Source organism: Mesorhizobium sp. NFR06 (assembly GCF_900115245.1).
Lineage (GTDB): Bacteria > Pseudomonadota > Alphaproteobacteria > Rhizobiales > Rhizobiaceae > Mesorhizobium.
The window spans coordinates 1-23,816 of sequence record NZ_FOVT01000010.1; the positions used below are offsets into that span (position 1 = coordinate 1).

Below are 23,816 nucleotides of genomic sequence, written 5' to 3' on the forward strand. Positions count from 1 at the left end.
GGGTGTTTGGACCGGGGACATCGCGAACAGGTGTGCGAGGACATCGCGAACAGTTTTGCGCGTTTTGCGCGAGGGGGTTCGGGATGCCATTCGAGGCCAAAAGCGTGATGAGCCAGAAAGAAGAGTTCGTGAGATTGGCGCTGGCGCCTGGCGCTAATGTGAGCGCGTTGTGCCGACGCTTCGGCATTGGTCGGACCTGTGGTTACAAGTTGCTTTCGCGCTATCGGATGGAAGGCGCGGCAGGCCTGGCGGAGCAGTCTCGGCGACCACTGTCGAGTCCGGCACGCAGTGCGCGGGAGGTGGAAGCAGCAGCCGTTTCGGTGCGTGTGGCGCATCCAGCCTGGGGTGGGCGCAAGATCGCGCGGGTGCTTGCCCGCGAAGGTATCGGCACGCCGGCGGCTTCGACGGTCACCGGGATCCTGCGCCGCAACGGTATCGAGCTGGGGGCTTTGGGCGGCGGAGCCCAGCCTTTCATTCGCTTCGAGCATGCCGCCCCCAACCACCTGTGGCAGATGGACTTCAAGGGCCACGTTGCCTTGCGCGCCGGCCGGCTGCATCCGCTTACCGTGCTCGACGACCATTCGCGCTTCTCGATCGCGCTGTCGGCCTGCGCCGACCAGACCACCGAGACCGTAAAAGCCCGGCTGATCGCCGCCTTCCGTCGCTATGGCCTGCCATGGCGCATCGCCACAGATAATGGCCCGCCCTGGGGCGATGGCGGCCGCAACGACTTCACCTTGCTCACCGTCTGGCTGATCGAGACTGGCATTGCCGTCAGCCACTCCCGGCCTTGCCATCCGCAGACGCTCGGCAAGGACGAGCGCTTCCATCGTTCGCTCAAGGCCGAGGCATTGCAGGGACCGCCCTTCGCCAATCTCGCCGAGGCTCAGGATGCATTCGACCAGTGGCGCCACGTCTACAACGCCCAGCGTCCCCACGACGCGCTGGACGGCGGCGTGCCGCTCGATCGCTACCAGGCCTCGCCACGCCAGTATCGCGAAACTGTCGAGCCGTTCGAATATGCCAAGGACGATCTCATCCGCCGCGTTCAGCAGCACGGCTTCGTCTCCATTCTCGGCCGAACCATACGCTTGCGCCGGGCCTTCGCCGGAAAGTCTGTCGCTTTCCGCCCCACCGCCACCGACGGCGTCTTCGACGCCTGGTTCAGACATCAGAAAATAGAAACCATCGACCTCAACACCTTGGTCCGATAGCATGCAAAACTGTTCGCGATGTCCTCGCACACCTGTTCGCGATGTCCCCGGTCCAAACAAAGGGGAGAAGGAAAGGGAGCGCCCGCCACGCAATAAAAAACCGGCGTCAGCTTGCTTCTGACGCCGGTCATTCAGGTTTTGGGATCGTCGCACCTGATTTTTCCAAGGAAAAACCGAGGTTGGTTCGATCCGACGCTGACCCGTGGGCGGGGGGCTTGGGGTTTACGAGCCGGTGCCGGACCGAACCGTCTCAGGCAACGCGGGTAAATTCGTCGGACATTGGGGCATGAGCGCGGATAATTTGTGGCGAGATTGTGGCGGAGCATCACCAATTCCAACACATGTTTCGCAAACGTGACTGGACGTTTGGGAAATCGCGCGACGGCGGCGTGCTTCGCCCGGACCCCTGCAATTCCATCGCGCCCTTGCAATTCCATCGTGAAAGCGCGAACCTTGGCCGGCGCATGATTCAATCGAAGGATCAAGGCATGACCGATCACGGCAGCGGGACGGAGGATGGGGAAGCATCCGGAATATTGATCCCGCTGCACGAGGCGCGCAGCGCACGCCTCGACCAGCCGGTGCGGTTCGATCGGCGCGAGCTCGACCAGATCCTGAGGCTTTATGGACGCATGGTGGCGGCCAATGAATGGCGCGACTACGCCATCGATCATCTGACGGATCGCGCAGTCTTTTCCGTCTTCCGCCGGGCCAGCGAAGTGCCGCTGTTCCAGATCGTCAAGGATCCCAGGCTGGCGCGCCGGCAAGGCGCTTTCGCCGTCATTGCCGCTGGCGGCCGCATCCTGAAGCGGGGCCAGGAACTTGGCCGCGTGCTTGGCGTGTTCGATCCCAAGCTGAAGCTTGTCGAGGCGTGAAGGGAACTGGGGAATTGAAGAACTGAGGAACTGAAGAACCAGAGGGCGGCCATTACGTCAGGCGCTGAACGCCTTTTTTCCTCAGTTCCTCAGTTCCTCAGTTCTTCAATTCCTCAGTTCCCCAATTCCACTCCCCACGAAACTTCCGTTCCGGCAGCGAATCACGGTCCGGCGGCAACTCCGCGCCCCCGTTGAGCGGCAGTTGCATGAACACCGTGTCCAGCCAGCGACCGTGCTTATAGCCCGACCCTTCCAGGCGCCCGCAATGGCGGAACCCGAGCTTCTCGTGCAGCCGCACCGAGGCGTTGGCCGGGTGGCCGTCGCCGATGACCGCGATGATCTGGCGGAAGCCCGCCGCGCGCGCCGTCTTGATCAGCGCCTGCATCAGCAGCAAGCCGACGCCTTGGCCCTTGGCCTCCGGCGCGACATAGACCGAATCCTCGATGACGAATCTGTATGCCGGACGCGGCCGGAACGGCCCGGCATAGGCATAGCCGAGCACGACGCCGTGCCTTTCCGCCACAAGGTAGGGAAAGCCGCCCGCCGCTAAGGTCTCGAATCGATTGCCCATTTCGGCGCGGCTGGGCGGCTCCAGCTCGTAGCTCGCGGTGCCGTGCGTGACCGCATCGGCATAGATTTCGGTGATTCGGTCGAGGTCGGCAGCGGCGGCGGCTCGGATCGCAATATTGCTCATAATTTGTGCAGTCTGTTTTGCTGCCTCGATAACAGCAGAGGAGCGTTCAAAAGGAAAGGGCGGCCGTTGGGCCGCCCTTTCCGAAGTCTATGGTCCAGTGAAGCCAGGTAACGGCCTTAGCGGCGGTCGCCCATGAACTGCAGCAGGAACATGAACAGGTTGATGAAGTCGAGGTAGAGCCGCAGCGCGCCCATGATCGCCTTGCGACCGGCCACGTCGGCGACGTCACCCTCGAAATACATCTCCTTGATCTTCTGCGTGTCGTAGGCGGTGAGGCCGGCGAAGACCAGCACGCCGATCGCCGAGATGGCGAAGCCGAGCGCCGACGACTGCAGGAAGATGTTGATCAGCATCGCGATCAGCAGGCCGATCACGCCCATGATCAGGAACGAGCCGAACGCCGTCAGGTCGCGCCTGGTCGTGTAGCCGTAGAGCGACAGACCGCCAAAGGCCGCGGCCGTGGCGAAGAAGGTCTGGGTGATGCTGGTGCCGGTGTAGACGAGGAAGATCGTCGACAGCGACAGGCCGACCAGGCCGGCATAGACCCAGAACGTGGTCTGCGCCGCCGCCACGCTCATCGACTGGATGCGGAACGACAGGAACATCACGGCGGCAAGCGGCGCCAGGATGACGACCCAGCGGAACGCGCTTGCATAGATGAGCTGGCCGAAGCCGGTCAGCTGTCCGTCGCCGGTGACGGCGAGATGGAAGGCGCCCCAGGCGGCAAGGCCGGTGATGAGCAGGCCAAGCCCCATGAGGTTGTAGACTTTGATCATATAGGCGCGCAGGCCCTGATCGATATCGACGCGCGCGCCGGAGGCGGCGGACGTCTGGTAGTTGCGAATGGGATCAGCCATTGGAAATCCTCTGTTGCTTCTGCCCCGTCCGGTGACAGGTCCCCCTCGGGTGACCCCGTCGGGACCAGGCGCCGCTGGCGGAACTCCAGCATGCCTAGCGCGAAATATGATGGTTCTTGACGTCAAGAACAAGACGATAACGGGCCGTAACCCTTTGTGAGAAGGCAAAAGGCCGATTTTCGGGCCTTCCGGCCGGCAATCTTACAAAGATTTAACCGGACGGGCGGCTGGACGACACCTTGCTCAAAGGTTGCGCAGCACCGGCGCCGCCTTGTGGCCGAGCACTCGCCAGGTGCCGGCAAGGCCGATGCCGACGGTGACCGCCAGCGAAGCCAGGATCGTTGCCACCGCCACTTCCGGCATGAAGTGCGACGGCAGCGTCATGATATGCGCGACCACGAACCAGGCAGCTATGCCGCCGGCGGCAAGCGCGAACAGCGCCGTCGCAAGGCCGATCAGCATATATTCCAGCGAGAAGGCCGCGATCAGGGTGCGCCGCGTCGCGCCGAGCGTCTTCAACACCACCGCATCGTGGATGCGCGCCCGGTTGCCGGCGGCCAGCGCGCCGGAGAGCACAAGCACCGAGGCAATCAACGCCACGCCGGCGGCGGCGCGGGTCGCCGCGCCCAGCTGCGCGACCAGCCGGTTGACGATGTCGAGCGCGTCCTTGACGCGAACCGTCGTCACCGCCGGAAAGGCCCTCGTGACGGCATTGAGCAGCCTTGCGTCGTCGGCCGTGGTGGCGCTCTTGTTTGTCAGCGTCGCCAGCCAGCCATGCGGCGCGCCGGCGAAGGTGTTGGGCGAGAACACCATGACGAAGTTGATGCCCATCGTTTCCCATTCGACCTGGCGGAAATTGGCTATCCTTGCCGTAACGTTGCGGCCGAGCACATTGACGGTGACGGTATCGCCAAGCTTCAGCCCGATCGCCTTGCCTTCCTCGGCCGAGAACGACACCAGCGGCTCGCCGGAATAATCCGGCGGCCACCAGGTGCCCTCTGTCAACGTCGCATTTTCCGGCTGCCTCGCGTCATAGGTCAGGCCACGGTCGCCACGCAGCACCCAGGCGCCGTCGGCGGGGATCTTCACCTTGTCGACGTCGACGCCGTTGAGCGCCATGATGCGGCCGCGCAGCATCGGCACCTTCACCAGCGTCCCTTGCGGCGCCTGCCTGCCGACGAGGCTGGCGAAGGCATCGACGTCGTTGCTCTGGATATCGACGAAGAAGAAGTTCGGCGCCCGCTCCGGCAGGTTGCCGGAGATTTGCCGCCGCAGATTCCCGTCGATCAGCGCCAACGTCACCAGAAGCGTCAGCCCGAGCCCGAGCGAGAGCACCACCGAGGGCGTCAGCGCGCCGGGACGGTGAATGTTGCCCAGCGCAAGTCGCAGCGGAACCGAGCGCACGCGCGGGCTCTTCCTGGCGGCCCATTGCACCAGCACCGCCACCAGCCGCAGCACCAGGAAGGCAAAGACCGTAGCGCCGACGAAGATCGAGGCGATGCGGTAATCGTTGGCCGAAAGGATCGCCAGCGCCGCCAGCGTCACGACGATCGCCAGCGCCCCGCCGGCATAGGGCAGGCGCGGCAGGCCGCGGCTCTCGAACCCCATTTCGCGGAACAGCGCGGTTGCCGGCACGTCGCGGGCGCGGCCGAGCGGCAAGAGCGCGAAGGCCAGCGTCACCAGCAGGCCGAAGAGTGCCGCCATGGCGAGCGCGCCGGGATAAAAGCCGCCTTGCGCCGGCACCGGGATGACCGACTGCAGAAGCGCGCTCGCTACGAAAGGCATCGCGGCGCTCAGGATGAGCCCGAGCACGATGCCGAGGCCCGCAATCAAAAGGATCTGCACGAGATAGACCGTGAAGACGAAGCCGCCCGAGGCGCCGAGGCTCTTGAACGTGGCGATGACCGCGCGCTTGCCGTCGAGATAGGCGCGCACGGCGTTGGCCACGCCGACGCCGCCGACCACCAGCGCCGTCAGCCCGACCAGCGTCAGGAACTGCGAGAAGCGCTCGATGTTGGCCGAGAGCGCGGGGGCCGCGTTGCTGCGCGTGCGGATCGACCAGCCGGCCTGCGGAAAGTCCTTCGCCGCCTGCGCCTGGATTTCCTTGATCCCCGCCTCCGACGTGCCCTCGGGCAGCCTCACCTTATAGGCGTTCTCGACCAGGCTACTCGGCTGCACCAGGCCGGATGCGGCAAGCCCGGCGCTCGAAATCATCAGCCGCGGCGCGAAGCCGAAACCGTCGGACACCGCATCCGGCTCGCTGATCAGCCTGGCCCTCAGCTCGAAAACGGCGCTGCCGAGCTTCAGCCTGTCGCCGATATGAAGATTGAGCCGGTCGAACAACAGGTCGGGCGCCGCGGCGCCGAACACGCCGGACCTTTCGCCGAACAATTGTTCCTTCGGCAGCGCCGGATCGGTCTCCAGCGCGCCGTAGAGCGGATAGGCGTCGTCGACCGCCTTTGCCTCGACAAGCGCCTGGTCGGAGCCGTCCTCCAGTCGCGCCATCGAGCGCATGCCGGAGTTGAGCGACACCATGCCGAGGCTCTTGATGAAGCCGAGCTCGGCGTCCGCAGCGCTGCGCTGGTTGATCTGGAAGCGCAGGTCGCCGCCAAGCAGCGTCTGGCCCTGATTGGCGACACCGGTCGAGATCGCCTGCGCCACCGAATTGACGCCGCCGATCGCCGCGACGCCGAGCGCTATGCAGGCAAGGAAGATCATGAAGCCGGACAGGCCGCCGCGCATCTCGCGCAGCGAGAAGCGGATGGCGAGCTTCAATGTCCGCATCAGGCCGGCACCTTCACCGGCTGCGGCGCGTCCTCGATCCGCCCCGAGCGCATCGACACCTGGCGCGCGCAGCGGGCGGCGAGCGCCGCGTCATGCGTGACCAGCACCAGCGTCATGCCGCGCTCGGCCGCCTTGGCGAACAAAAGGTCGGCGATCTGCTTTCCCGTTGCCTGGTCGAGATTGCCGGTCGGCTCGTCGGCGATGAGGATGCGCGGCGACGGCGCCAGCGCCCGGGCGATCGCCACGCGCTGCTGCTCGCCGCCGGAAAGTTCGCCCGGATAGTGCGTCACACGGTCGCTCAGCCCGACTGCCGCGAGCTCGCGCGCGGCCACGCCGAACGGATCGGCATGGCCGGCAAGCTCCAGCGGCACCGCGACGTTCTCGAGCGCCGTCATGTTGGGAATGAGATGGAAGGATTGGAAGACGATGCCAATGTTTCGTCCGCGAAACGATGCAATCTGGTCCTCGCTTTTGCCGTCGATGAGCTCGCCGGCAATTCGAACCGTACCCGAATCGACCCTTTCCAGGCCGGCAAGGACCATCAGCAAAGTGGACTTGCCGGAACCCGACGGACCGACGATGCCGGTGGCTTCGCCGGCCGCCACGTCGAGGCTAACGCCCTTCAGCACATGGACGGAGGACGCGCCCTCGCCGAGCGTCAGCGATACGTCTCTCAGCGCGATGACGGCTTCTGTCACAATGAAAGCGCCCTATATGTGGAAAAAGGAGACCACCCGTGTCTCCTCCCTTGGATTGTACCGGTCATATGGGGCTCGCCGCATGGCTTTCAAACACCGTTTTGCCGCAGCCCTCTTCCTTTTCCTCGCCATTTGCGGCGCCATTTCGTCGGCGCGCGCCGCCACCTTCACCATCGTCGGCTTCGGCGACAGCCTGACGGCGGGCTTCGGTCTCGGACCCGGTCAGGGCTTCACCGACAGGCTGCAGGCGGCGCTGAAAGCCAAAGGCCTCGACGTTGCCGTCGCCAATGCCGGCGTCTCGGGCGACACCACGAGCGGCGGGCTGGCACGGCTCGATTGGTCGGTGCCGGACGGCACCAGGCTCGTCATTCTCGAGCTCGGCGCCAACGACATGTTGCGCGGCCTTTCGCCCGACATTGCCGAGAAGAACCTCGACGCCATGCTGGGCAAGCTCAAGCAGCGCAACATCCCGGTGCTGCTGGCCGGCATGCGCGCCGCGCCCAACCTTGGCGCCGGCTATCAGAAGACCTTCGACGCGATCTATCCGAGGCTCGCGGCGAAATACGGCATTCCGCTCTATCCGTTCTTTCTCGACGGCGTCGCCGGTCACCCCGACCTGCAACTGGAGGACGGACTGCATCCCAATCCCAAGGGCGTTGACGTCATCGTCGAGCGCATTCTGCCCGCCGTCGAGAAGGCGATCGCCGACAATGGCGGCCCGTCATGAGGAGGCGTCCGTCATGAGGGGCGGTCCGTCGTGAGTCCGGAATGCAACGGTTTCCGTTGCGGAAACCTTGTGGACAACAAACCGCTTGCCCCGCGCGGATATCGATGATTCGCTAAGGGCCGAGAGTTCGATTCGAGGACAGGAGGCTTCACATGCCACGTCTTTTCACCGCCCTCGAAATTCCGCGTGATGCTGCTCTTTCGCTGTCCCTGCTCCGGGGCGGTCTGCCCGGAGCGCGCTGGATCGATGTCGAAAACTACCATCTGACGCTGCGCTTCATCGGCGATGTCGAAGGCCATGTCGCCGACGAGATCGCCAACGCCCTCGACCGGGTTCACCGCCCCACTTTCCAGATGACGCTCTCCGGCGTCGGCGCCTTTGGCGGCAAGAAGCCGCATGCCGTGTGGGCAGGTGTCTCCGCCTCGCCGGACCTGACGGCGCTGCAGGGCGAGATCGACCGCATCTGCCAGCGGCTCGGCCTGCCGGCGGACCCGCGCAAATTCACGCCGCACGTGACGCTGGCGCGCCTGCGCAATGCGAGTCCGCTCGATGTCGCGCAATATCTTTCGGCGCGCGGCAATTTCGCCGCGCTGCCCTTCCGCGTCGGCCGCTTCGTCTTGATGTCGTCGCGCGATTCGGTCGGCGGCGGCCCTTACATCGTTGAGGAGGCCTGGCCGCTGGTCGGCGAAGCGCTGGCATCGAGCCGCTTTGCCAGCGCCTCCGACGCCTCGCGAATCATGCGGTAGACTGAAGCGAAGGCCTCGGCGCCGTCGTAATAGGGATCGGGCACGTCCCGGGCGTTTCCCGTCGCGAAGTCCAAATAGAGCCCGACCCGGTCGCGCGCGCCGGGTGGCGCCAGCGCCTCGAGGTCGCGTACATTCGCCTTGTCCATGCCGAGGATCAGGTCGAAGCGCGAAAAATCCTCCGGCAGCACCTTGCGCGCCCTCTGGCCTGAAATGTCGACGCCGTGCTCGGCGGCAACCGCGATCGAGCGCCGGTCGGGCTGCTCGCCGGCATGCCAGCCGCCGGTCCCGGCCGAATCGAGCACGATGTCCCGGTCCTTGCCGCGCTCGGCGAGGATCGCATGGAGCACGCCTTGCGCCAGCGGCGAGCGGCAGATGTTGCCGAGGCAGACGAACAGAATGGATTTTATGGGCTTTGCGCTCATCGATCCGGCGCTATGGTTGGCTATCGTCGAATAGCACAGGGACCGGACATGAACAGGGAAAAACTGAACAAGGACGCGATCGCGGCCGCGCTTGCCGAGCTCGACGGCTGGTCGCTCGCCGCCGACGGCGCGTCCATCAAGCGCAGCTTCGTCTTCAAGAATTTCTCCGAGGCGTTCGCCTTCATGACCCGCGTGGCGCTGGCCGCCGAGAAGATGGACCATCATCCGGATTGGTCGAATGTCTACAAGACCGTCGACGTGACGCTGAACACGCATGACGCCGGCGGCGTGACGGCGCTCGACATCGAACTCGCCAAGCGGATGAACCGGTATTTCGGCTGAGGGCGAACAGATTCGCTTTTCAAGGGTGGTAACCTTGCTCTACGGGCGATAGCCTGACTTCGTCATCCTAGGGCGGAGCGACGCGAAGCGGAGCGTAGACCCTAGGATCCATGCCGTTACTTTGGCCGAAGAGCGCAGCGGAGCAGAATTCTGCACCGTGAGCGGCGCCCGGGCGTAACGGCATGGATTCTATGGTCTGCGCGCGTCGCTTCGCTCCTTGCTCCGCCATAGAATGACGATGCGAGGAACGTTCCGGCCAATCTCCAACGTTGGCGATTGCCAACTCGGCTTACCCACCGCCAGCGCTGCCGAGTTCGATTTTCCCGGCCAAGCGACCATCGAACACTTGCAGCAGGCCGGTGCTTTCACCACATCTCGTGCGGCAGGCGCCGTGCAAGGACACGCGCGGCCAAGGAGTGGTTGATGGCGCAAGGTGCCGGTTTCGATTTCTTCGGTTTCGGCGACAAGCTCGCCGGCGAGGGCGAGGTTCGCGAGAAATTCTGGCGCACCGCCAAGAAGGCGGCGCGGCAGGTTCCGTTCATGGACGAAGTGGTCGCCGCCTATTACTGCGCCATGGACAAGGACACGCCGCTGCGCGCAAAGGGCATCCTGCTTGGCGCCCTCGGCTACTTCGTCCTGCCGTTCGATTTCATTCCCGACTTCGTTGTCGGCCTCGGTTTCACCGACGACCTTGCCGTGCTGACCGCCGCGATCACCGCCGTCAGCGCCCATATCACCCCTGCCCACAGGCAGGCCGCCAAAGACGCGCTGGCCGACAGGACCTGATCGCGGCTCGGTTTCACGCCCGCAAACAGGCGCGCGCGAAAAGACAAACTCTTGCCGTTTTCGTGGCCTCCAACTCCGCGCCGGGACGTTGCGCCAGAAGCTTTCAACGGTGGCGGCGCGAATGGTGGCGGTTTCCTGGGGTGAGTTCCTTTTCTTCGAGGACAATTCACCGTTTGGTAACCCTGATTAAATCAAAATGAAGCGACGGCAGGACGCCAGGCGCCCCGCCCCCGCACCATTTGGAATACGGGAAGAACGATGCGCGGATTGATTGCTACAGTTTCCAGCCTGGTCGTGATGGCCGCCTTCGCGGCGCCGGCGCTGGCACAGCAGGCGACCAAGATCGGCCAGCACAACGCCTGGGGCACCTACAGCTATCAGTCGCAGGCAGGCAAGGTTTGCTACGTGCTGACGGTGCCCACCGACAAGCAGCCGAAAACGCTCGACCATGGCGACATGTTCTTCTTCGTCAGCCAGCGGCCCGGGCAGCAGGTCTCCTACGAGCCGCAGTTCATCGCCGGCTACAATTTCCAGGAAGGCTCCAAGGCCACCGTCACCATCGACAAGAAATCGTTCTCGATGTTCACCCGCGGCAAGTCGGCCTGGGTCGAGAACGCCGCGGAAGAGCCGGTGCTGATCGCCGCCATGAAGACCGGCACCGACATGAAGGTGCAGGCGAAGTCCGGCCGCGGCAACCCCACCTCCTATGTCTTTTCGCTGAAGGGCATCTCGGCCGCGCTGGCCTCGATCGCCAAGTGCAAGTAGCCGAGGGCAGCATTCGGATCTGATGCAAAGCCGGACCGCAAATCCGGCTTCTTTCAGCTATGCGCCTGCCTCCGCCCTGCGCCGCCTGATCGCCTCGGCGATGAACACGCGCGACAGCGCGTGGTAGAGCGGCTCGTTGGAGATCATCCGCGCCGTGCCGTAACCCAGCACCGCCGCGCACATCAGCGCGATGACATTGTCGTGATTGCCGGTCATTTCGAGGATGATCACGAAGGCCGTCATCGGCGCCTGCACGACACCGGCGAAATAGCCGGCCATGCCGAGCAGCGCGGCCAGGCCGGTGGCGGTGCCGAAGACAAGCCCTAGCGTGCTGCCGAGACCGGCGCCTACGGCAAGCGACGGCGCGAAGATGCCGCCCGGAATGCCCGACACCATCGACAGCACGCCGGCCGCGAATTTTTCGAGGAAGAAGAATGCCGGCAGCGGCGCGCCTTCGATGGCGCCCCGCGCCTGCGTATAGCCCGTGCCGAAGGTGAGGCCGCCCGAGGCAAGACCGATCAGGGCCACCGCCAGGCCGCAGATGCCTGCCACGAGCAGCGCGCGCCACAATGGCTGCAGCGCGTTCCAGCGCCGGATGCGCCGCGTGATCCTCAGCGCCAGCAGCGAGAACAGCGCGCCGAAGCCGCCGCCGATGACGCCGCAGGCGATCACCAGCGGCCAGTCGGCGGCGAAGGCCACCGTATCTCTGGCGACGCCGAAATAGGTGTAGTTGCCGAGCAGGCCCAACGAGGCGAGACCGGCGAGGATCACCGCCGTCAGCACCAGCCCGTTGGTGCGCGATTCATAGGCTCGGCCCATCTCCTCTATGGCGAAGACGATGCCGGCAAGCGGCGTGTTGAAGGCGGCGGCGATGCCGGCCGCCGAGCCGGCCAGGATCAGGCCGCGCGCCTGCGCCATGCCGCCCCAGCGCGCCGCCTGCAGCATCAGCGAGGCGCCGACCTGCACCGTCGGACCCTCCCGGCCGATCGAGGCGCCGCAGGCGAGGCCGATGACGGTAAGCGCGATCTTGCTGGCCGCCAGGCGCAGCGAAAGCAGATGCCCGCGATCCTCGTCGTCGCGCAGGTGGCGCGCGGCGATCGCCTGCGGAATGCCGCTGCCCTGCGATCCAGGGAAGAAGGAATTGGCAAGCCAGGCGCAGACGACGAAGCCGAGCGGCGTCATGATCAGCGGCAGATAGAAGCGCCAGCCGCCATCGTCGCCGGTGACGCTATGGAACAGCGCCTGCGCCCGGTCGGCCAGCATGGCGAACAGCACGCTGATCAACCCGATCGAGACGGCGCCGGCCCAGAAGACGAGCCGCGGCTGCCAGACGCGGCGCGAGGCCCACATCGCCTGCGAGCGCCGCAGCATCGGGTATTTTCGCGATATGCCGGCCATGCCCGCCCTCGTGATCGAAGCTCCAGCCCTATCACAGGCGAAGAGTCGATCAAGGCTTCGGGGCCAAGCCCGCGATCACAGGAGCGTTCACGATCCCGCCGGCTTCTGCGCCGGCGGGAATGTCAGACGAGATCGGGGCAGCCTCACATCGCCATTTTTTCACATTCGGCCTGCGCCTTCTTGGTCGACGTGTCGACCATGTAGGCTTTGCCCTTGGCGTCGGTGATCATCATCATGCAATGCTTGATCGGCTTCGCCATCTTCATCATTTCGGCGCTCATCTTCGCGTCGGGCATCATGGTGCCCATATGCCCGTCGGGCATGATCGCCGTCACCTGCCCACCCTTCATCATTGTCATCGTGCCCATCGTATCCTCGGCAAATGCCTGCGAGGCGCTAAGACCGACAACGACGCCAACGACGGCAAGCTTGATCGAATGCATTTCCGGTTCTCCCATTTTGGAGGGGCATAGTCGCCCCTTTCAGATTTCGCGGATGCATTGCGAGCCGTTACGCCAACACGAATATGTGATCGGTTTCCGCGGCGGGAATGGCGACACCGGCCGCATGTGCCGCCCACATGACTCCGCCTGCAACCTGTGCTATGCGCCGCGCTTCATTTCGGGCACGATGCTGAAATCGGCCGCAAACCGCTTATATTGGCGCAACCATGACCCTTTCATTCGATCTGACCGCCGAGGGCGCACGCAACGCCTTGCGCGCCCGCGCTGCCGAGAAGCCGTCGCTGATCGGCCTGACCCGCGCCGAGCTCGGCGAAGCTCTTGTCGGCGCCGGCATCGTTCCGGAGCGCCAGGCGAAGATGCGCGCCCAGCAGCTCTGGCACTGGATGTATGTGCGCGGCGTCTCTGACTTCGCGCATATGTTCAACATCTCCAAGGATTTGCGCGCCGAGCTCGACAAGCATTTCACCGTCGCGCGGCCGGAAATTGTCGAGGAGCAGATCTCCGCCGACGGCACGCGCAAATGGCTGTTCCGCTTTCCGCCGCGCGGCGCCGGCCGCCCGGTCGAGATCGAGACCGTCTACATTCCCGAGGAAGGCCGCGGCACGCTCTGCATTTCCTCGCAGGTCGGCTGCACGCTGACCTGCTCCTTCTGCCACACCGGCACGCAGAAGCTGGTGCGCAACCTCACGGCCGAAGAAGTCCTGGCGCAGTTGCTCACCGCGCGCGATCGTCTCGGCGACTTCCCCGACCGCGACACCCCCGATGGCGCCATCGTGCCGGCCGAGGGCCGCAAGGTGTCCAACATCGTCATGATGGGCATGGGCGAGCCACTCTACAATTTCGAGGCGGTGAAGAAGGCGCTCTTGATCGCTTCCGACGGCGACGGGCTGTCGCTTTCGAAGCGCCGCATCACGCTGTCGACCTCGGGCGTGGTGCCGGAGATTTTCCGCACCGGCGAGGAGATCGGCGTCATGCTGGCGATCTCGCTGCACGCCACCAATGACGATTTGCGCGACCTGCTGGTGCCGATCAACAAGAAGTTCCCGCTGAAGGAGCTGATCGCCGCCTGCCGCGCCTATCCGGGCCTTTCCAACGCCAGGCGCATCACCTTCGAATATGTGATGCTGAAGGACGTCAACGATTCGCTCGAGGATGCCAAGGCGCTGGTCAAGCTGCTCAAAGGCATTCCGGCCAAGATCAACCTGATCCCGTTCAATCCCTGGCCCGGCACCAACTACCAGTGCTCGGACTGGGAGACGATCGAGAAGTTTGCCGACTACATCAACAATGCCGGCTACGCCTCGCCGATTCGCACGCCGCGCGGCCGCGACATCCTCGCCGCCTGCGGCCAGCTGAAGTCGGAATCGGAGCGCATGCGCAAGGTCGACCGGCTGGCGCTCGAAGCCATGATGATCGCAGGACACGGCGAGGCGTGAGGCGCATCATCGCCTATCTCGTCCGCTTCGCCGTCATCCTGGTCGGCTATGTCGCCGCCGCGCTTGCGGCAAGCGCTTTCCTCAACATCCTGGTCCTCGCGCATCTGGGCTTCACGCCGGCCGATCCGGAGCCGACGGCCACCGCCTCGCTCTATTTCTCGGTGCCCTTCGTGGCTCTGTTCGTCGCCTATTTCGCCTTCATGCCGGCCGCCGTCGTGATCTTGATCGCCGAGATGCTCGGCCGGCGCGACTGGTTGTTCTACGCGCTGGCCGGCGCCGTCATCGCCGTCGTCTTCCTCGGCTTCGTGCATAATGTGGGCGATGCCGACTTCGATGTCACCGAGACCAACGCCCGGCTGGCCGTGATCGGCTCCGGCATGGTCGGCGGCATCATCTATTGGCTCTTTTCCGGCCGCTGGGCCGGAAGCTGGCGCCGCGCGCCGCTGCTCGACCCCGAACCCTGAACTATCTTCTTGGTTTGATGCAATTCCACACGGCGAAGACGCCGAGCAAGCCTGCGTCACAACTTTTCCCGGAATTGCTTTATTTGGCCTGCGCCGTCAGGATCTTGAGCGCGAAGGCCGAGAACACGCCGCCGAACAAATAGTCGACCACCCGCGTGACGCGCGGGCTTGCCTTCATCGCCGCCGAAAACTTCTCCGCAGCCAGCACCATCGGCGCCGTCACCGGGATCGACAGCACGATGAACATCATGCCGAGGAAGAACAATTTTCCGGACGCGTTCGGATCATGCGCGGAAACGAATTGCGGCAGGAAGGTCATGAAGAACAGGATGATCTTGGGGTTGAGCAGGTTGACGCCGAGCCCGGCTGCCCAGCTGCGGAACAGCGAGACCTGCGGTCCCGTCCTCTTCTCCGGCGAGAAGGCCGAACCTTTGGTCACCGCCTGCCAGGCCAGGAACACCAGATAGCCGGCGCCGAAGATCTTCAGCGCGAAGAAGGCCATCGGCGAGGCGACGATCAGCGCCGAGATGCCGACCACCACCAGCGTGGTGTGGATCAGCGTGCCGGTGAGCGCGCCGGCCATGGAAGCGAAACCGGTGGCGCGCCCCTGGCTCAACGTGCGCGAGACGAACAGCGTCATGTCAGGCCCCGGCGTGAGAGCCAGGATGACGGTGGCTATGGCGAACTGGATCAAAGTCGAAGTGTCGGGAATGAAGGACATGGAAGACCCGGGATCGTGATGGCTTGCGAGTTTATAACGCGGCCGCTCCAGTCGCGCCAGCCGCGGGCGTGGCGATTGGCTTCTCCTGCGCACCTTCTTCTCTTGCGCCGCCCGGAAACCCCGTGATACTCGCCCGCGAAGCCTCTTTACCTGCGGAACCGCCAACAATGTCCAAGACCAAAGCCGTGAAGAAAGTCGTGCTCGCCTATTCCGGCGGCCTCGACACCTCCATCATCCTGAAATGGCTGCAGACCGAGCTCGGCGCCGAGGTCGTCACCTTCACCGCCGATCTAGGCCAGGGCGGCGAGCTCGAGCCGGCGCGCCGCAAGGCCGAGATGATGGGCATCAAGGACATCCGCATCGTCGACGTGCGCGAGGAATTCGTCGCCGACTTCGTCTTCCCGATGTTCCGCGCCAACGCCGTCTATGAAGGCACCTACCTGCTCGGCACCTCGATCGCCCGGCCGCTGATCTCCAAGCACCTGGTCGAGATCGCCAAAGAGACCGGCGCCGACGCCATCGCGCACGGCGCCACCGGCAAGGGCAACGACCAGGTCCGCTTCGAATTGTCCGCCTATGCGCTGAACCCCGACATCAAGGTCATCGCGCCATGGCGCGACTGGTCCTTCAAGTCGCGCACCGACCTTCTGAATTTCGCCGAACAGCACCAGATCCCGGTGCCGAAGGACAAGCGCGGCGAAGCGCCGTTCTCGGTCGACGCCAACCTTCTGCACTCCTCTTCCGAGGGCAAGGTGCTGGAGGATCCGTGGAGCGAGCCGCCGGAATTCGTCCACCAGCGCACCGTCTCGCCGATGGACGCGCCCGACGTCGTCACCGAGATCGAGATCGAGTTCCTGAAGGGCGACCCGGTCGCGCTGAACGGCAAGAAGCTGTCGCCGGCCACCATGCTGGCGGCGCTCAACGACCTCGGCCGCGACAATGGCATCGGCCGCCTCGACCTGGTCGAGAACCGCTTCGTCGGCATGAAATCGCGTGGCGTCTATGAGACCCCCGGCGGTACCATCCTGATCGCCGCGCATCGGGCGATCGAATCGATCACGCTCGACCGGGGTGCGGCCCACCTCAAGGACGAGTTCATGCCGCGCTATGCGGAGCTCATCTATAACGGCTTCTGGTTCTCGCCCGAGCGCGTCATGCTGCAGGCGATGATCGACAAGAGCCAGGATGACGTCGAAGGCACGGTGCGGCTGAAGCTTTACAAGGGCAATGTCATTGTCACCGGCCGCAAGTCGAAAAAGACGCTCTATTCCGATGCGCTGGTCACCTTCGAGGACGACCGCGGCGCCTACGACCAGAAGGACGCCGAGGGCTTTATTCGCCTCAATGGATTGCGGCTGCGCACACTGGCGGCAAGGAACCGCAAGGGTTGAAGCTGCTGATCTCCCCCCTCGCGGGGGAGATGTCCGGCAGGGCAGAGGGCGCTGTCCGCCAACCTCTCCTTCGTCATTCTAGGGCGGAGCAAGGAGCGGAGCGACGCGCGCAGACCCTAGAATGACGAAGGATAAGGTCGCCACTTCACGCGCAAGGCCTCCTCTCCTCCTCGGCGACATCTCCCCCGAGGGGGAGATTCCCACTTCCTGGCTTTCGCCAATCTCGAAGCCGAACAACAAAAAGCCCGGCGCATGGCCGGGCTCTCTGTGGAACGGAAATGTCCATCAATCGCCGTCGATCGCTTCGGCGATGCGGGCGATGGCCTGCTGATAGACGCTTGCCGAATTCCAGCCGGCGATTGCGCCCATATTGGCGTCATAGCTCGCGCCGGCCCGCCAGCCGTGTCCCTTGAGGAAGTTGGCGGTTGAGGCGAGCGCCGTGTTGCGGTCGCGCAGGTTTCCGCTGCCGACGCCATATTTCAGCACGTTTCCGGGCAGGAACTGCGTGTGGCCGATCTCGCCATGCATGGCGCCGACCGAGGAGGCGCTCAGCGCGCCGCGATCGACCAGCTTGAGCGCGGCAATGGCATGGGGGGTGAAATAATCCGGGCGGCGGCAGTCATAGGCCAGCGTCAGGATGGCGGACACCGTGTTCTGGTTGCCCATCGAGGCGCCGAAGCCGGTTTCCATGCCCCAGATGGCAAGCAGCACGCCCGGCGGCACGCCATAGTCGCGCTCGATATTGGCGAACATCGCCGCATTCGCCTTCTTCAGCGCACGACCTCTCGAGATGATCGCGGAGGCGCCGCGGCGCTGCATGAAGGCATCCACCGAGCCGCTGAAAGCCTTGTGGATGGCGCGGTCGGCGGCGATCGTCCTTGTCGCGTAGGTCGCCCCGGCCAGGGCCGACAGGCCCCTTTGGCCGACGCCGTTGGCTTTCGCCTCGGCGGCAAAATCCTGCTTCCAGGCTTCGAAGCCGGCCCCATTCTTGCCACAGCTGGCCGCGGCTTCAGCGCCCGTCGCCAGCCCAAGCATCGCCACCACCGCTGCGGCGGCCACGAAAATCCTTCTTTTGGCAAAAAATGCCATCTCGTCGTTCTCCTGGTTGGCTGAATCACGTCCCGGTTGTGAATTTGCCAGCGAAACGCCCGGTTGTCACCGCCCCGCGGGGACGCGCCGCTCGATGCTGGCGAATGGCGTGGAATTTGCTTACGATCAAGCCCTAACTGTGGCGGGCTTGCCTCATCCAGGACGATGATGTCGACGATGACCGGTGTCGATGCTGCTTGCCAAGGGCCAGCCGCCGCGCTGCGCCGCCTCGGTCTGGCCGTCTGTCGCACACCTTGGCTTCGAGTGCCGGCCGGCCTTGCGATGCCGACGTGCCGGGAAATGTCTTTCAATATTAAGCCTGCTCACGCCCTTTTGACCGCTGCGCCGCAAAACCGTGGAACAATTCGTGACGATGCAAAGGGCGGTTTAGCCGGAACGCACAAGCCTCTGTTTTCGTTTCCGAGCCCGAGGGAGCGTTGAAAACGGAGAGAAATCATGAAACGCATGTTGTTTCCGGCGCTTGCCGGTGCGTTGCTCGCCATGTCGGGCGCCGCTTTCGCCGATACCCCCGTCCAGGCGGTGACCGACTTGAACGTGCGCGCCGGTCCCGGTCCGCAATATCCTGTCATCGGCGTGCTGGCGGCCGGCCAGTCGGCCACGCTTGATGGCTGCATCCAAGGCAGCAAATGGTGCACGATCGCCGAAGCTGGCGGCAAAGGCTGGGTCTATTCCGACTATGTGACGGGTGATTTCGGCGGCAGCCGCATCATCGTGACACGCCGCCCGGCCAACGCCGACATCGCAATCGTGGCCCCGCCGACCGACGATGTCTACACCACCGACACCTACACCGGCGCCATCGTTTCCGGCGACGACGCCATCGAGCCGATCGTCAGGCCGCCGGCCGAGGTCGGCACGTATGTCACCACCCACCGTGTCGATCCGGTCTATCTCGAAGGCGAGGTGGTGACGGGCGCCACGCTGCCCGATACGGTCGAGCTGCGGGAAATCCCGAACTACAACTACCGCTACGTCTATGTGAACAACCAGCCGGCGCTGGTCGATCCGGACACCCGGCGCATCGTCTACGTGATGCGCTGACCGTGCTTGTTTGCCGTGAGAAGAGCGGCCGCCAGCGCTGGCGGCCGTTTTGCTTACGCGCCGACGGCTCGGTCTTGCATTTGTTCAACACTCCATCATCGCTTGCGTTCGAGGTTGGCCGAAGCCTTCCAACGTCGTCATTCCGGGGCGGAGCAGGGGCGAAGCTCCGTCGCGAAGCGGTCCATTCAGCCGCGAACTTGATGGCGTAATTGCGCGGTAACCACTGATCCGCATAGATCATGCGGCCTGAAAGCGTTCGGCAGGGGAGCCGCGTGACGATCGAAAATGCAGCCTTCGAGCGCTATCGCCGCTCGCCGAACGAAAAGACCACCTTGCCGCGGCTGCTGTGCGGAACGGCAATCGTCATCGCCTTCTGGATGGCCGCAACGGCCGTGGTGCTCTTTGCCGGCACCTATGCCTACATCGTCTGGCGCCTCCCCGGCCCGTCGACCGGGAAGTACATGCAGGATTTTTTGGCATCGCCGATCGGCATCCTCAGCGCCCTGACCTCCTTCGCCGGCATCTGGATCGGTCTGTTGGTTGCGATGCGGTTGATGCATGGCGAGCCGCTCTCGGCGCTTTTCGGCGCCACCCGCCGCGTCGCGCGCGGTGATTTTCTCAAGGGCCTCGTCGCGGTCCTGATCACCTCGCTCTTCTCCGAGGTGCTGCTCTACTGGCTGCAGCCCGAGATCGCTCGGGGACCGATCGCGCTGTCGTCCTGGCTGCTCTTCCTCGTCCCCATCGTGCTGCTCGCCTTGCTGCAGACGTCATCGGAAGAAATGCTGTTTCGCGGCTATCTGCTGCGCGCTCTCGCCTATCGCTTCAGGAGCCCGCTGATCTGGGCGGCGCTGCCGGGACTGCTGTTCACGTCGCTGCACTGGAGCTCGGCCTCGACGCTCGCCATCAATGCCTGCGTCCTGGTCTCGATCGGCGCCTTTGCCCTGTTGCTCACGCTCCTGGTCTATGCGACCGGAAATCTCGGCGCCGGGCTCGGCGCCCATCTCGGCAACAACCTGACCGGCTTCCTGCTGATCTCGCACCAGGAGGGCTACAATTCCTTCGCGCTGCTCAACGCCAAGCCTCTCGAAGGCCCCGGCTGGACCAACTGGGACGCCGTTCTCATCGCCGCGATCGGCATCGTCAGCACGCTTTTGACGATGTTGCTGCTCTTGCATCGGCGCTCGCCGCTGAAGGTCGGGGCGAGCGGGCAAAGCCTGCCGTGAGCAACCTCGTAGCGCAGCGTTTTGGCCTGGTTTCCAGCCCGAGCCTTGACTCTGCGGCCGATTTCCTGTCTAGACCCGCTGAATTCCGCGACGAACAACTTTCGCGAAAGCCGACCAGGACGCCGAAACCTCTTTTCGAGGCGGTGCTGTAAACAGATCCTGGAGGCCAACACCCGGCAGCGCGATGCGCCCCCGGGTGCTTTTTGGCTTTGCGCTTTTGCTTGGCGACCCGGCGCGAACGCACTACCTCTCGGTCGAAACCGAACCGAGATCAAGGACCGCAGATGTTTGAATCCCTCCAGGAGCGTCTTGGCTCCATCCTGAACGGCCTGACCGGTCGCGGCGCGCTGTCCGAGGCGGATGTCTCGGCGGCGCTGCGCGAGGTGCGCCGCGCGCTGCTCGAGGCTGACGTCGCGCTGGAAGTGGTGCGTTCCTTCACCGACAAGGTGCGCGAGAAGGCGGTCGGCGCCGCGGTGCTCAAGTCGATCAAGCCCGGACAGATGGTCGTCAAGATCGTCCATGACGAGCTCGTCGACATGCTCGGCGCCGAAGGCGTGGCCGTCGACCTCAACGCGCCGGCCCCGGTCGTCGTCATGATGGTCGGCCTGCAGGGCTCCGGCAAGACGACGACCTCGGCCAAGATCGCCAAGCGGCTGACCGAGCGCCAGAACAAGAAGGTTCTGATGGCCTCGCTCGACACGCGGCGTCCCGCCGCGCAGGAGCAGCTGCGCCAGCTCGGCGAGCAGACCAAGGTAGCGACGCTGCCGATCATCGCCGGCCAGAACCCGGTCGACATCGCCAAGCGCGCCGTCCAGGCGGCCAAGCTCGGCGGCCATGACGTCGTCATCCTCGACACCGCTGGCCGCACTCATATCGACGAGCCGCTGATGGTCGAGATGGCCGACATCAAGAAGGTGTCGTCGCCGCACGAGATCCTGCTGGTCGCGGACTCGCTGACCGGCCAGGACGCCGTGAACCTGGCCAAGAGCTTCGACGAGCGCGTCGGCATTACCGGCCTGGTGCTGACCCGCATGGACGGCGACGGTCGCGGCGGCGCCGCCCTTTCGATGCGCGCCGTCACCGGCAAGCCGATCAAGCTGATCGGCACCGGCGAAAAGATGGACGGGCTGGAGGAATTCCACCCCAAGCGCATTGCCGATCGCATCCTCGGCATGGGCGACATCGTCTCGCTCGTCGAGAAGGCCGCCGAGACCATCGACGCCGAGCAGGCGGCAGCGATGGCCAAGAAGATGCAGTCGGGCAAGTTCGATCTGAACGACCTTGCCCAGCAGCTTCAGCAGATGTCGAAAATGGGCGGCATGGGCGGCATCATGGGCATGATGCCGGGCATGGGCAAGATGAAGGACCAGCTGGCCGCCGCCGGCCTCGACGACAAGATGTTCGGCCGCCAGCTCGCCATCATCTCCTCGATGACCAAGGCCGAGCGCGCCAACCCCGATATCCTGAAGCATTCGCGCAAGAAGCGCATCGCCGCCGGCTCCGGCACCGACGCGGCCGAGATCAACAAGCTGTTGAAGATGCATCGCGGCATGGCCGACATGATGAAGGCGATGGGCGGCAAGGGCAAAGGCGGCGGCCTCATGCGCGGCATGATGGGCGGCCTTGCCTCGAAAATGGGCCTTGGCGGCATGATGCCGGGCGGTGGCATGCCGGATCTCTCCAAGATGGATCCGAAGCAGCTGGAGGCCTTGCAGAAGCAGGCCCAGGCCGCCGGTCTCGGCAAGGGCTTGCCGGGCGGGTTGCCCGGTGGGCTTCCCGGCGGAGGCGGTCTGCCGGGCCTGCCCGGCGGCATGAAGCTGCCGGGTCTTCCCGGCCTCGGCGGCGGCGGACTGCCGGGTCTGGGCAAGAAGAAGTGAGGGGGGCAATGAACGAGGAGAAAGACATGGCCGACGCACGCGCCATCCTGGCTGGCTACCGCGCCTCGATCGACAATATCGACGCCGCCCTCATCCATATGCTGGCCGAGCGCTTCCGCTGCACCAAGGCGGTCGGCGTGCTGAAGGCCGAGCATGGCCTGCCGCCCGCCGATCCGGCGCGCGAGCAGCAGCAGATCGCCCGCCTTCGCCAGCTGGCGAAGGATGCGAACCTCGATCCCGATTTCGCGGAGAAGTTTTTGAACTTCGTCATCCGCGAGGTCATCCGTCATCACGAACAGATCGCCGCCAACAACGGCGCTGCAAAAGCCGGCTAACCGGCGCATGTCGTTATCCCAAAAGTGCTTCGCGGTTTTGGGATAACGACATGCGCAAAACAAAGACTCAGCCGCAACCACATCAACGAAATCAGAGCTTTAGGAGAAAACAATGGCACTGAAGATCAGACTGGCCCGCGCGGGCTCGAAGAAGCGTCCCTACTACCACGTCGTCGTCGCCGACGCCCGTTCGCCGCGCGACGGCCGTTTCATCGAGTCGCTCGGCTCGTGGAACCCGCTGCTGCCGAAGGACGGCGAGCGCGTCAAGGTCGACGCCGACCGCGTCAAGCACTGGCTGTCGCACGGCGCCCAGCCGACCGACCGCGTGCTGCGCTTCCTCGACGAGGCCGGCCTCGCCAAGCGCGAAGCCCGCGCCAACCCGAACAAGGCACTGCCCGGCAAGAAGGCGCAGGAACGCGCGGCCCTGCTGAAGAAGGCCCAGGAAGAAGCCGCCGCTGCGGCCGCCGCTGCGACCGCCGCGCCGGCCGAGGCCGAAGCCGCGACCGCCGAGTAATCACGGTCCCTTTCGCTTGCAGAAGCGGCGGGCACGTGCCCGCCGTTTTTCTTCGTCGTATCCGGATTGCGTCGAAACAAGCGACTGGATACCTCAATAACCGGACGGACAGCGCGCCACGTAGACGCGCCCGTATCGGTCGCGATAGCGGCACTGGCCGCTTTCGCTGGCATGGCCGATCAGCGCGCCGGCCACCGCGCCGACCGCGCCGCCGACAACCGCGCCCTGTACCGGATTGTTGGCAACCGCGGCGCCGACCGCAGCACCGCCCAGGCCGCCGACGGCCGCGCCTTTCTCCGTTTGCGAGCAGGCGCCGAGAGCCATCGTCAGCACCAGGATGGTAATTGCTTTCTTCATGGATGTTCCTCTCTCACGCGGATCGCCGTCCTCGCCGCCATGGTCTAAACTCACAGACGGCTAATTTGATCCCGAGAAGAACCAAAATTGCGGGTTGCGTCTCGGCCCGCTCTATCGGCTGAACGGGATCAGTGCCCGCACTCTTGCGTCGCGCAGATAGAGCCCGCCCCACAGGACAACGCCGAGATAGACGCCGAAAAGCGTGTGCGAGAACAGCGGGTTGCCGATCCGCACATGGGTCGAAATCGCGCCGCCCATATAGCCGGTGAGCAGGATGGCGCCGAGCACCGAGGTGCGCGGCAAGGCATAGAGCGCGGTCGAGATCAGCCCGATGACCCCGATCAGCCGCGCGACATTGGCGTCGGCCGGCCAGCCGAGTTCGGTCATGGTCTGGGAGACGACATCTAGCGGCGGCAGCTTGATGACGCCGTCGAAAATCATGAACAGGACGACGGCGGCGCTGAGCACGCGCCCGGTCCACAAGGCGCCTTTTGAAACAGGCGCGGCTTCGGAAATGCTCATTGGTTTCCCTCCGGTTGATTAAGCGCTCGGCTTTCTGCCAAGTTCGAACCAAG

General features: G+C 64.7%; 26 protein-coding genes. 15 read left to right on the forward strand and 11 right to left on the reverse strand.

The window, feature by feature from the left end:
• Positions 1-83 precede the first annotated feature (83 nt).
• Complete coding sequence (locus tag F3H96_RS18030) at positions 84-1,214, forward strand: IS481 family transposase (RefSeq protein ID WP_149791570.1); 1,131 nt, start codon at positions 84-86, stop codon at positions 1,212-1,214.
• Positions 1,215-1,702: 488 nt separating this feature from the next.
• The gene (locus tag F3H96_RS18035; RefSeq protein ID WP_149803084.1) at positions 1,703-2,089 is read left to right on the forward strand and encodes a DUF2794 domain-containing protein; all 387 of its coding nucleotides are present in this window, start codon (positions 1,703-1,705) and stop codon (positions 2,087-2,089) included.
• A gap of 97 nt (positions 2,090-2,186) precedes the next feature.
• On the opposite strand, the gene F3H96_RS18040 is transcribed toward F3H96_RS18035, so the two are convergent.
• The 4 genes from F3H96_RS18040 to F3H96_RS18055 all read right to left on the reverse strand — a co-directional run bounded on the left by F3H96_RS18040 (position 2,187) and on the right by F3H96_RS18055 (position 7,122).
• Complete coding sequence (locus F3H96_RS18040) at positions 2,187-2,783, reverse strand: GNAT family N-acetyltransferase (RefSeq protein WP_149803085.1); 597 nt, start codon at positions 2,781-2,783, stop codon at positions 2,187-2,189.
• Between the two features lie 116 nt (positions 2,784-2,899).
• On the reverse strand, positions 2,900-3,640 hold the full coding sequence (locus tag F3H96_RS18045) for a Bax inhibitor-1/YccA family protein (protein ID WP_149803086.1): 741 nt from the start codon (positions 3,638-3,640) through the stop codon (positions 2,900-2,902).
• Positions 3,641-3,883: 243 nt separating this feature from the next.
• Positions 3,884-6,424: an ABC transporter permease gene (locus tag F3H96_RS18050; RefSeq protein WP_149803087.1), complete on the reverse strand. Its 2,541-nt coding sequence runs from the start codon at positions 6,422-6,424 to the stop codon at positions 3,884-3,886.
• Positions 6,424-7,122, reverse strand: coding sequence for an ABC transporter ATP-binding protein (locus F3H96_RS18055; RefSeq protein WP_149803088.1), 699 nt, complete (start codon positions 7,120-7,122; stop codon positions 6,424-6,426). Before F3H96_RS18055 ends, F3H96_RS18050 begins: the two co-directional genes overlap by 1 nt.
• 82 nt (positions 7,123-7,204) lie before the next feature.
• Here F3H96_RS18055 and F3H96_RS18060 point away from each other — a divergent pair, with 82 nt between their 5' ends.
• The gene (locus tag F3H96_RS18060; protein WP_149803089.1) at positions 7,205-7,849 is read left to right on the forward strand and encodes an arylesterase; all 645 of its coding nucleotides are present in this window, start codon (positions 7,205-7,207) and stop codon (positions 7,847-7,849) included.
• 152 nt (positions 7,850-8,001) lie between these two features.
• On the forward strand, positions 8,002-8,595 hold the full coding sequence (thpR, locus tag F3H96_RS18065; protein ID WP_149803090.1) for an RNA 2',3'-cyclic phosphodiesterase: 594 nt from the start codon (positions 8,002-8,004) through the stop codon (positions 8,593-8,595).
• Here thpR and F3H96_RS18070 read toward each other — a convergent pair.
• Positions 8,502-9,017, reverse strand: coding sequence for a low molecular weight protein-tyrosine-phosphatase (locus tag F3H96_RS18070; protein ID WP_149803091.1), 516 nt, complete (start codon positions 9,015-9,017; stop codon positions 8,502-8,504). The two genes, thpR and F3H96_RS18070, sit on opposite strands and share 94 nt — an antisense overlap.
• A gap of 48 nt (positions 9,018-9,065) precedes the next feature.
• Here F3H96_RS18070 and F3H96_RS18075 point away from each other — a divergent pair, with 48 nt between their 5' ends.
• The 3 genes from F3H96_RS18075 (at position 9,066) to F3H96_RS18085 (ending at position 10,910) form a co-directional block, all read left to right on the forward strand.
• On the forward strand, positions 9,066-9,359 hold the full coding sequence (locus F3H96_RS18075; RefSeq protein WP_149803092.1) for a 4a-hydroxytetrahydrobiopterin dehydratase: 294 nt from the start codon (positions 9,066-9,068) through the stop codon (positions 9,357-9,359).
• Between the two features lie 423 nt (positions 9,360-9,782).
• On the forward strand, positions 9,783-10,145 hold the full coding sequence (locus F3H96_RS18080) for a YkvA family protein (RefSeq protein ID WP_149803093.1): 363 nt from the start codon (positions 9,783-9,785) through the stop codon (positions 10,143-10,145).
• 258 nt (positions 10,146-10,403) lie between these two features.
• Complete coding sequence (locus F3H96_RS18085) at positions 10,404-10,910, forward strand: invasion associated locus B family protein (RefSeq protein WP_149803094.1); 507 nt, start codon at positions 10,404-10,406, stop codon at positions 10,908-10,910.
• Positions 10,911-10,967: 57 nt separating this feature from the next.
• Here F3H96_RS18085 and F3H96_RS18090 read toward each other — a convergent pair whose 3' ends face one another.
• Positions 10,968-12,308 (reverse strand): chloride channel protein, encoded by a 1,341-nt coding sequence (locus tag F3H96_RS18090; RefSeq protein WP_149803095.1) that lies wholly within the window; start codon positions 12,306-12,308, stop codon positions 10,968-10,970.
• Positions 12,309-12,451: 143 nt separating this feature from the next.
• On the reverse strand, positions 12,452-12,751 hold the full coding sequence (locus F3H96_RS18095; protein ID WP_149803096.1) for a hypothetical protein: 300 nt from the start codon (positions 12,749-12,751) through the stop codon (positions 12,452-12,454).
• A gap of 227 nt (positions 12,752-12,978) precedes the next feature.
• Between F3H96_RS18095 and rlmN the strand changes: the two genes are divergently transcribed.
• Positions 12,979-14,208 carry a 23S rRNA (adenine(2503)-C(2))-methyltransferase RlmN gene (gene rlmN, locus F3H96_RS18100; RefSeq protein WP_149803097.1) on the forward strand — a complete coding sequence of 410 codons (1,230 nt, stop codon included), beginning with the start codon at positions 12,979-12,981 and terminating at the stop codon, positions 14,206-14,208.
• Positions 14,205-14,672 (forward strand): hypothetical protein, encoded by a 468-nt coding sequence (locus tag F3H96_RS18105; RefSeq protein WP_149803098.1) that lies wholly within the window; start codon positions 14,205-14,207, stop codon positions 14,670-14,672. Before rlmN ends, F3H96_RS18105 begins: the two co-directional genes overlap by 4 nt.
• A gap of 79 nt (positions 14,673-14,751) precedes the next feature.
• Here F3H96_RS18105 and F3H96_RS18110 read toward each other — a convergent pair whose 3' ends face one another.
• Positions 14,752-15,393: a LysE family translocator gene (locus F3H96_RS18110; RefSeq protein WP_149803288.1), complete on the reverse strand. Its 642-nt coding sequence runs from the start codon at positions 15,391-15,393 to the stop codon at positions 14,752-14,754.
• A gap of 167 nt (positions 15,394-15,560) precedes the next feature.
• Here F3H96_RS18110 and F3H96_RS18115 point away from each other — a divergent pair, with 167 nt between their 5' ends.
• Positions 15,561-16,784 carry an argininosuccinate synthase gene (locus tag F3H96_RS18115; protein ID WP_149803099.1) on the forward strand — a complete coding sequence of 408 codons (1,224 nt, stop codon included), beginning with the start codon at positions 15,561-15,563 and terminating at the stop codon, positions 16,782-16,784.
• Positions 16,785-17,069: 285 nt separating this feature from the next.
• Here the strand turns inward: F3H96_RS18115 and F3H96_RS18120 are convergent, their stop codons facing one another.
• Positions 17,070-17,873: a lytic transglycosylase domain-containing protein gene (locus tag F3H96_RS18120; protein ID WP_149803100.1), complete on the reverse strand. Its 804-nt coding sequence runs from the start codon at positions 17,871-17,873 to the stop codon at positions 17,070-17,072.
• A gap of 456 nt (positions 17,874-18,329) precedes the next feature.
• On the opposite strand from F3H96_RS18120, the gene F3H96_RS18125 reads away from it, so the two are divergent.
• From F3H96_RS18125 to rpsP, 5 genes are all read left to right on the forward strand, one after another.
• Entirely contained in the window at positions 18,330-18,935 is a 606-nt protein-coding gene (locus F3H96_RS18125) for a DUF1236 domain-containing protein (RefSeq protein ID WP_149803101.1), read from the forward strand.
• A 272-nt stretch (positions 18,936-19,207) separates the two neighbouring features.
• On the forward strand, positions 19,208-20,158 hold the full coding sequence (locus F3H96_RS18130; protein WP_149803102.1) for a type II CAAX endopeptidase family protein: 951 nt from the start codon (positions 19,208-19,210) through the stop codon (positions 20,156-20,158).
• Positions 20,159-20,442: 284 nt separating this feature from the next.
• Complete coding sequence (ffh, locus tag F3H96_RS18135) at positions 20,443-22,035, forward strand: signal recognition particle protein (RefSeq protein WP_149803103.1); 1,593 nt, start codon at positions 20,443-20,445, stop codon at positions 22,033-22,035.
• Positions 22,036-22,043: 8 nt separating this feature from the next.
• The gene (locus F3H96_RS18140; protein WP_149803104.1) at positions 22,044-22,370 is read left to right on the forward strand and encodes a chorismate mutase; all 327 of its coding nucleotides are present in this window, start codon (positions 22,044-22,046) and stop codon (positions 22,368-22,370) included.
• Between the two features lie 112 nt (positions 22,371-22,482).
• Positions 22,483-22,884, forward strand: a complete 402-nt coding sequence (gene rpsP, locus F3H96_RS18145) for a 30S ribosomal protein S16 (RefSeq protein WP_149803105.1) — start codon at positions 22,483-22,485, stop codon at positions 22,882-22,884.
• A 93-nt stretch (positions 22,885-22,977) separates the two neighbouring features.
• Here rpsP and F3H96_RS18150 read toward each other — a convergent pair whose 3' ends face one another.
• Both F3H96_RS18150 and F3H96_RS18155 read right to left on the reverse strand, forming a co-directional pair.
• On the reverse strand, positions 22,978-23,241 hold the full coding sequence (locus F3H96_RS18150) for a YMGG-like glycine zipper-containing protein (RefSeq protein WP_149803106.1): 264 nt from the start codon (positions 23,239-23,241) through the stop codon (positions 22,978-22,980).
• A gap of 111 nt (positions 23,242-23,352) precedes the next feature.
• A complete protein-coding gene (locus F3H96_RS18155; protein WP_149803107.1) occupies positions 23,353-23,763 on the reverse strand; it encodes a DoxX family protein in 411 nt (136 codons plus the stop codon).
• Positions 23,764-23,816: the final 53 nt, after the last annotated feature.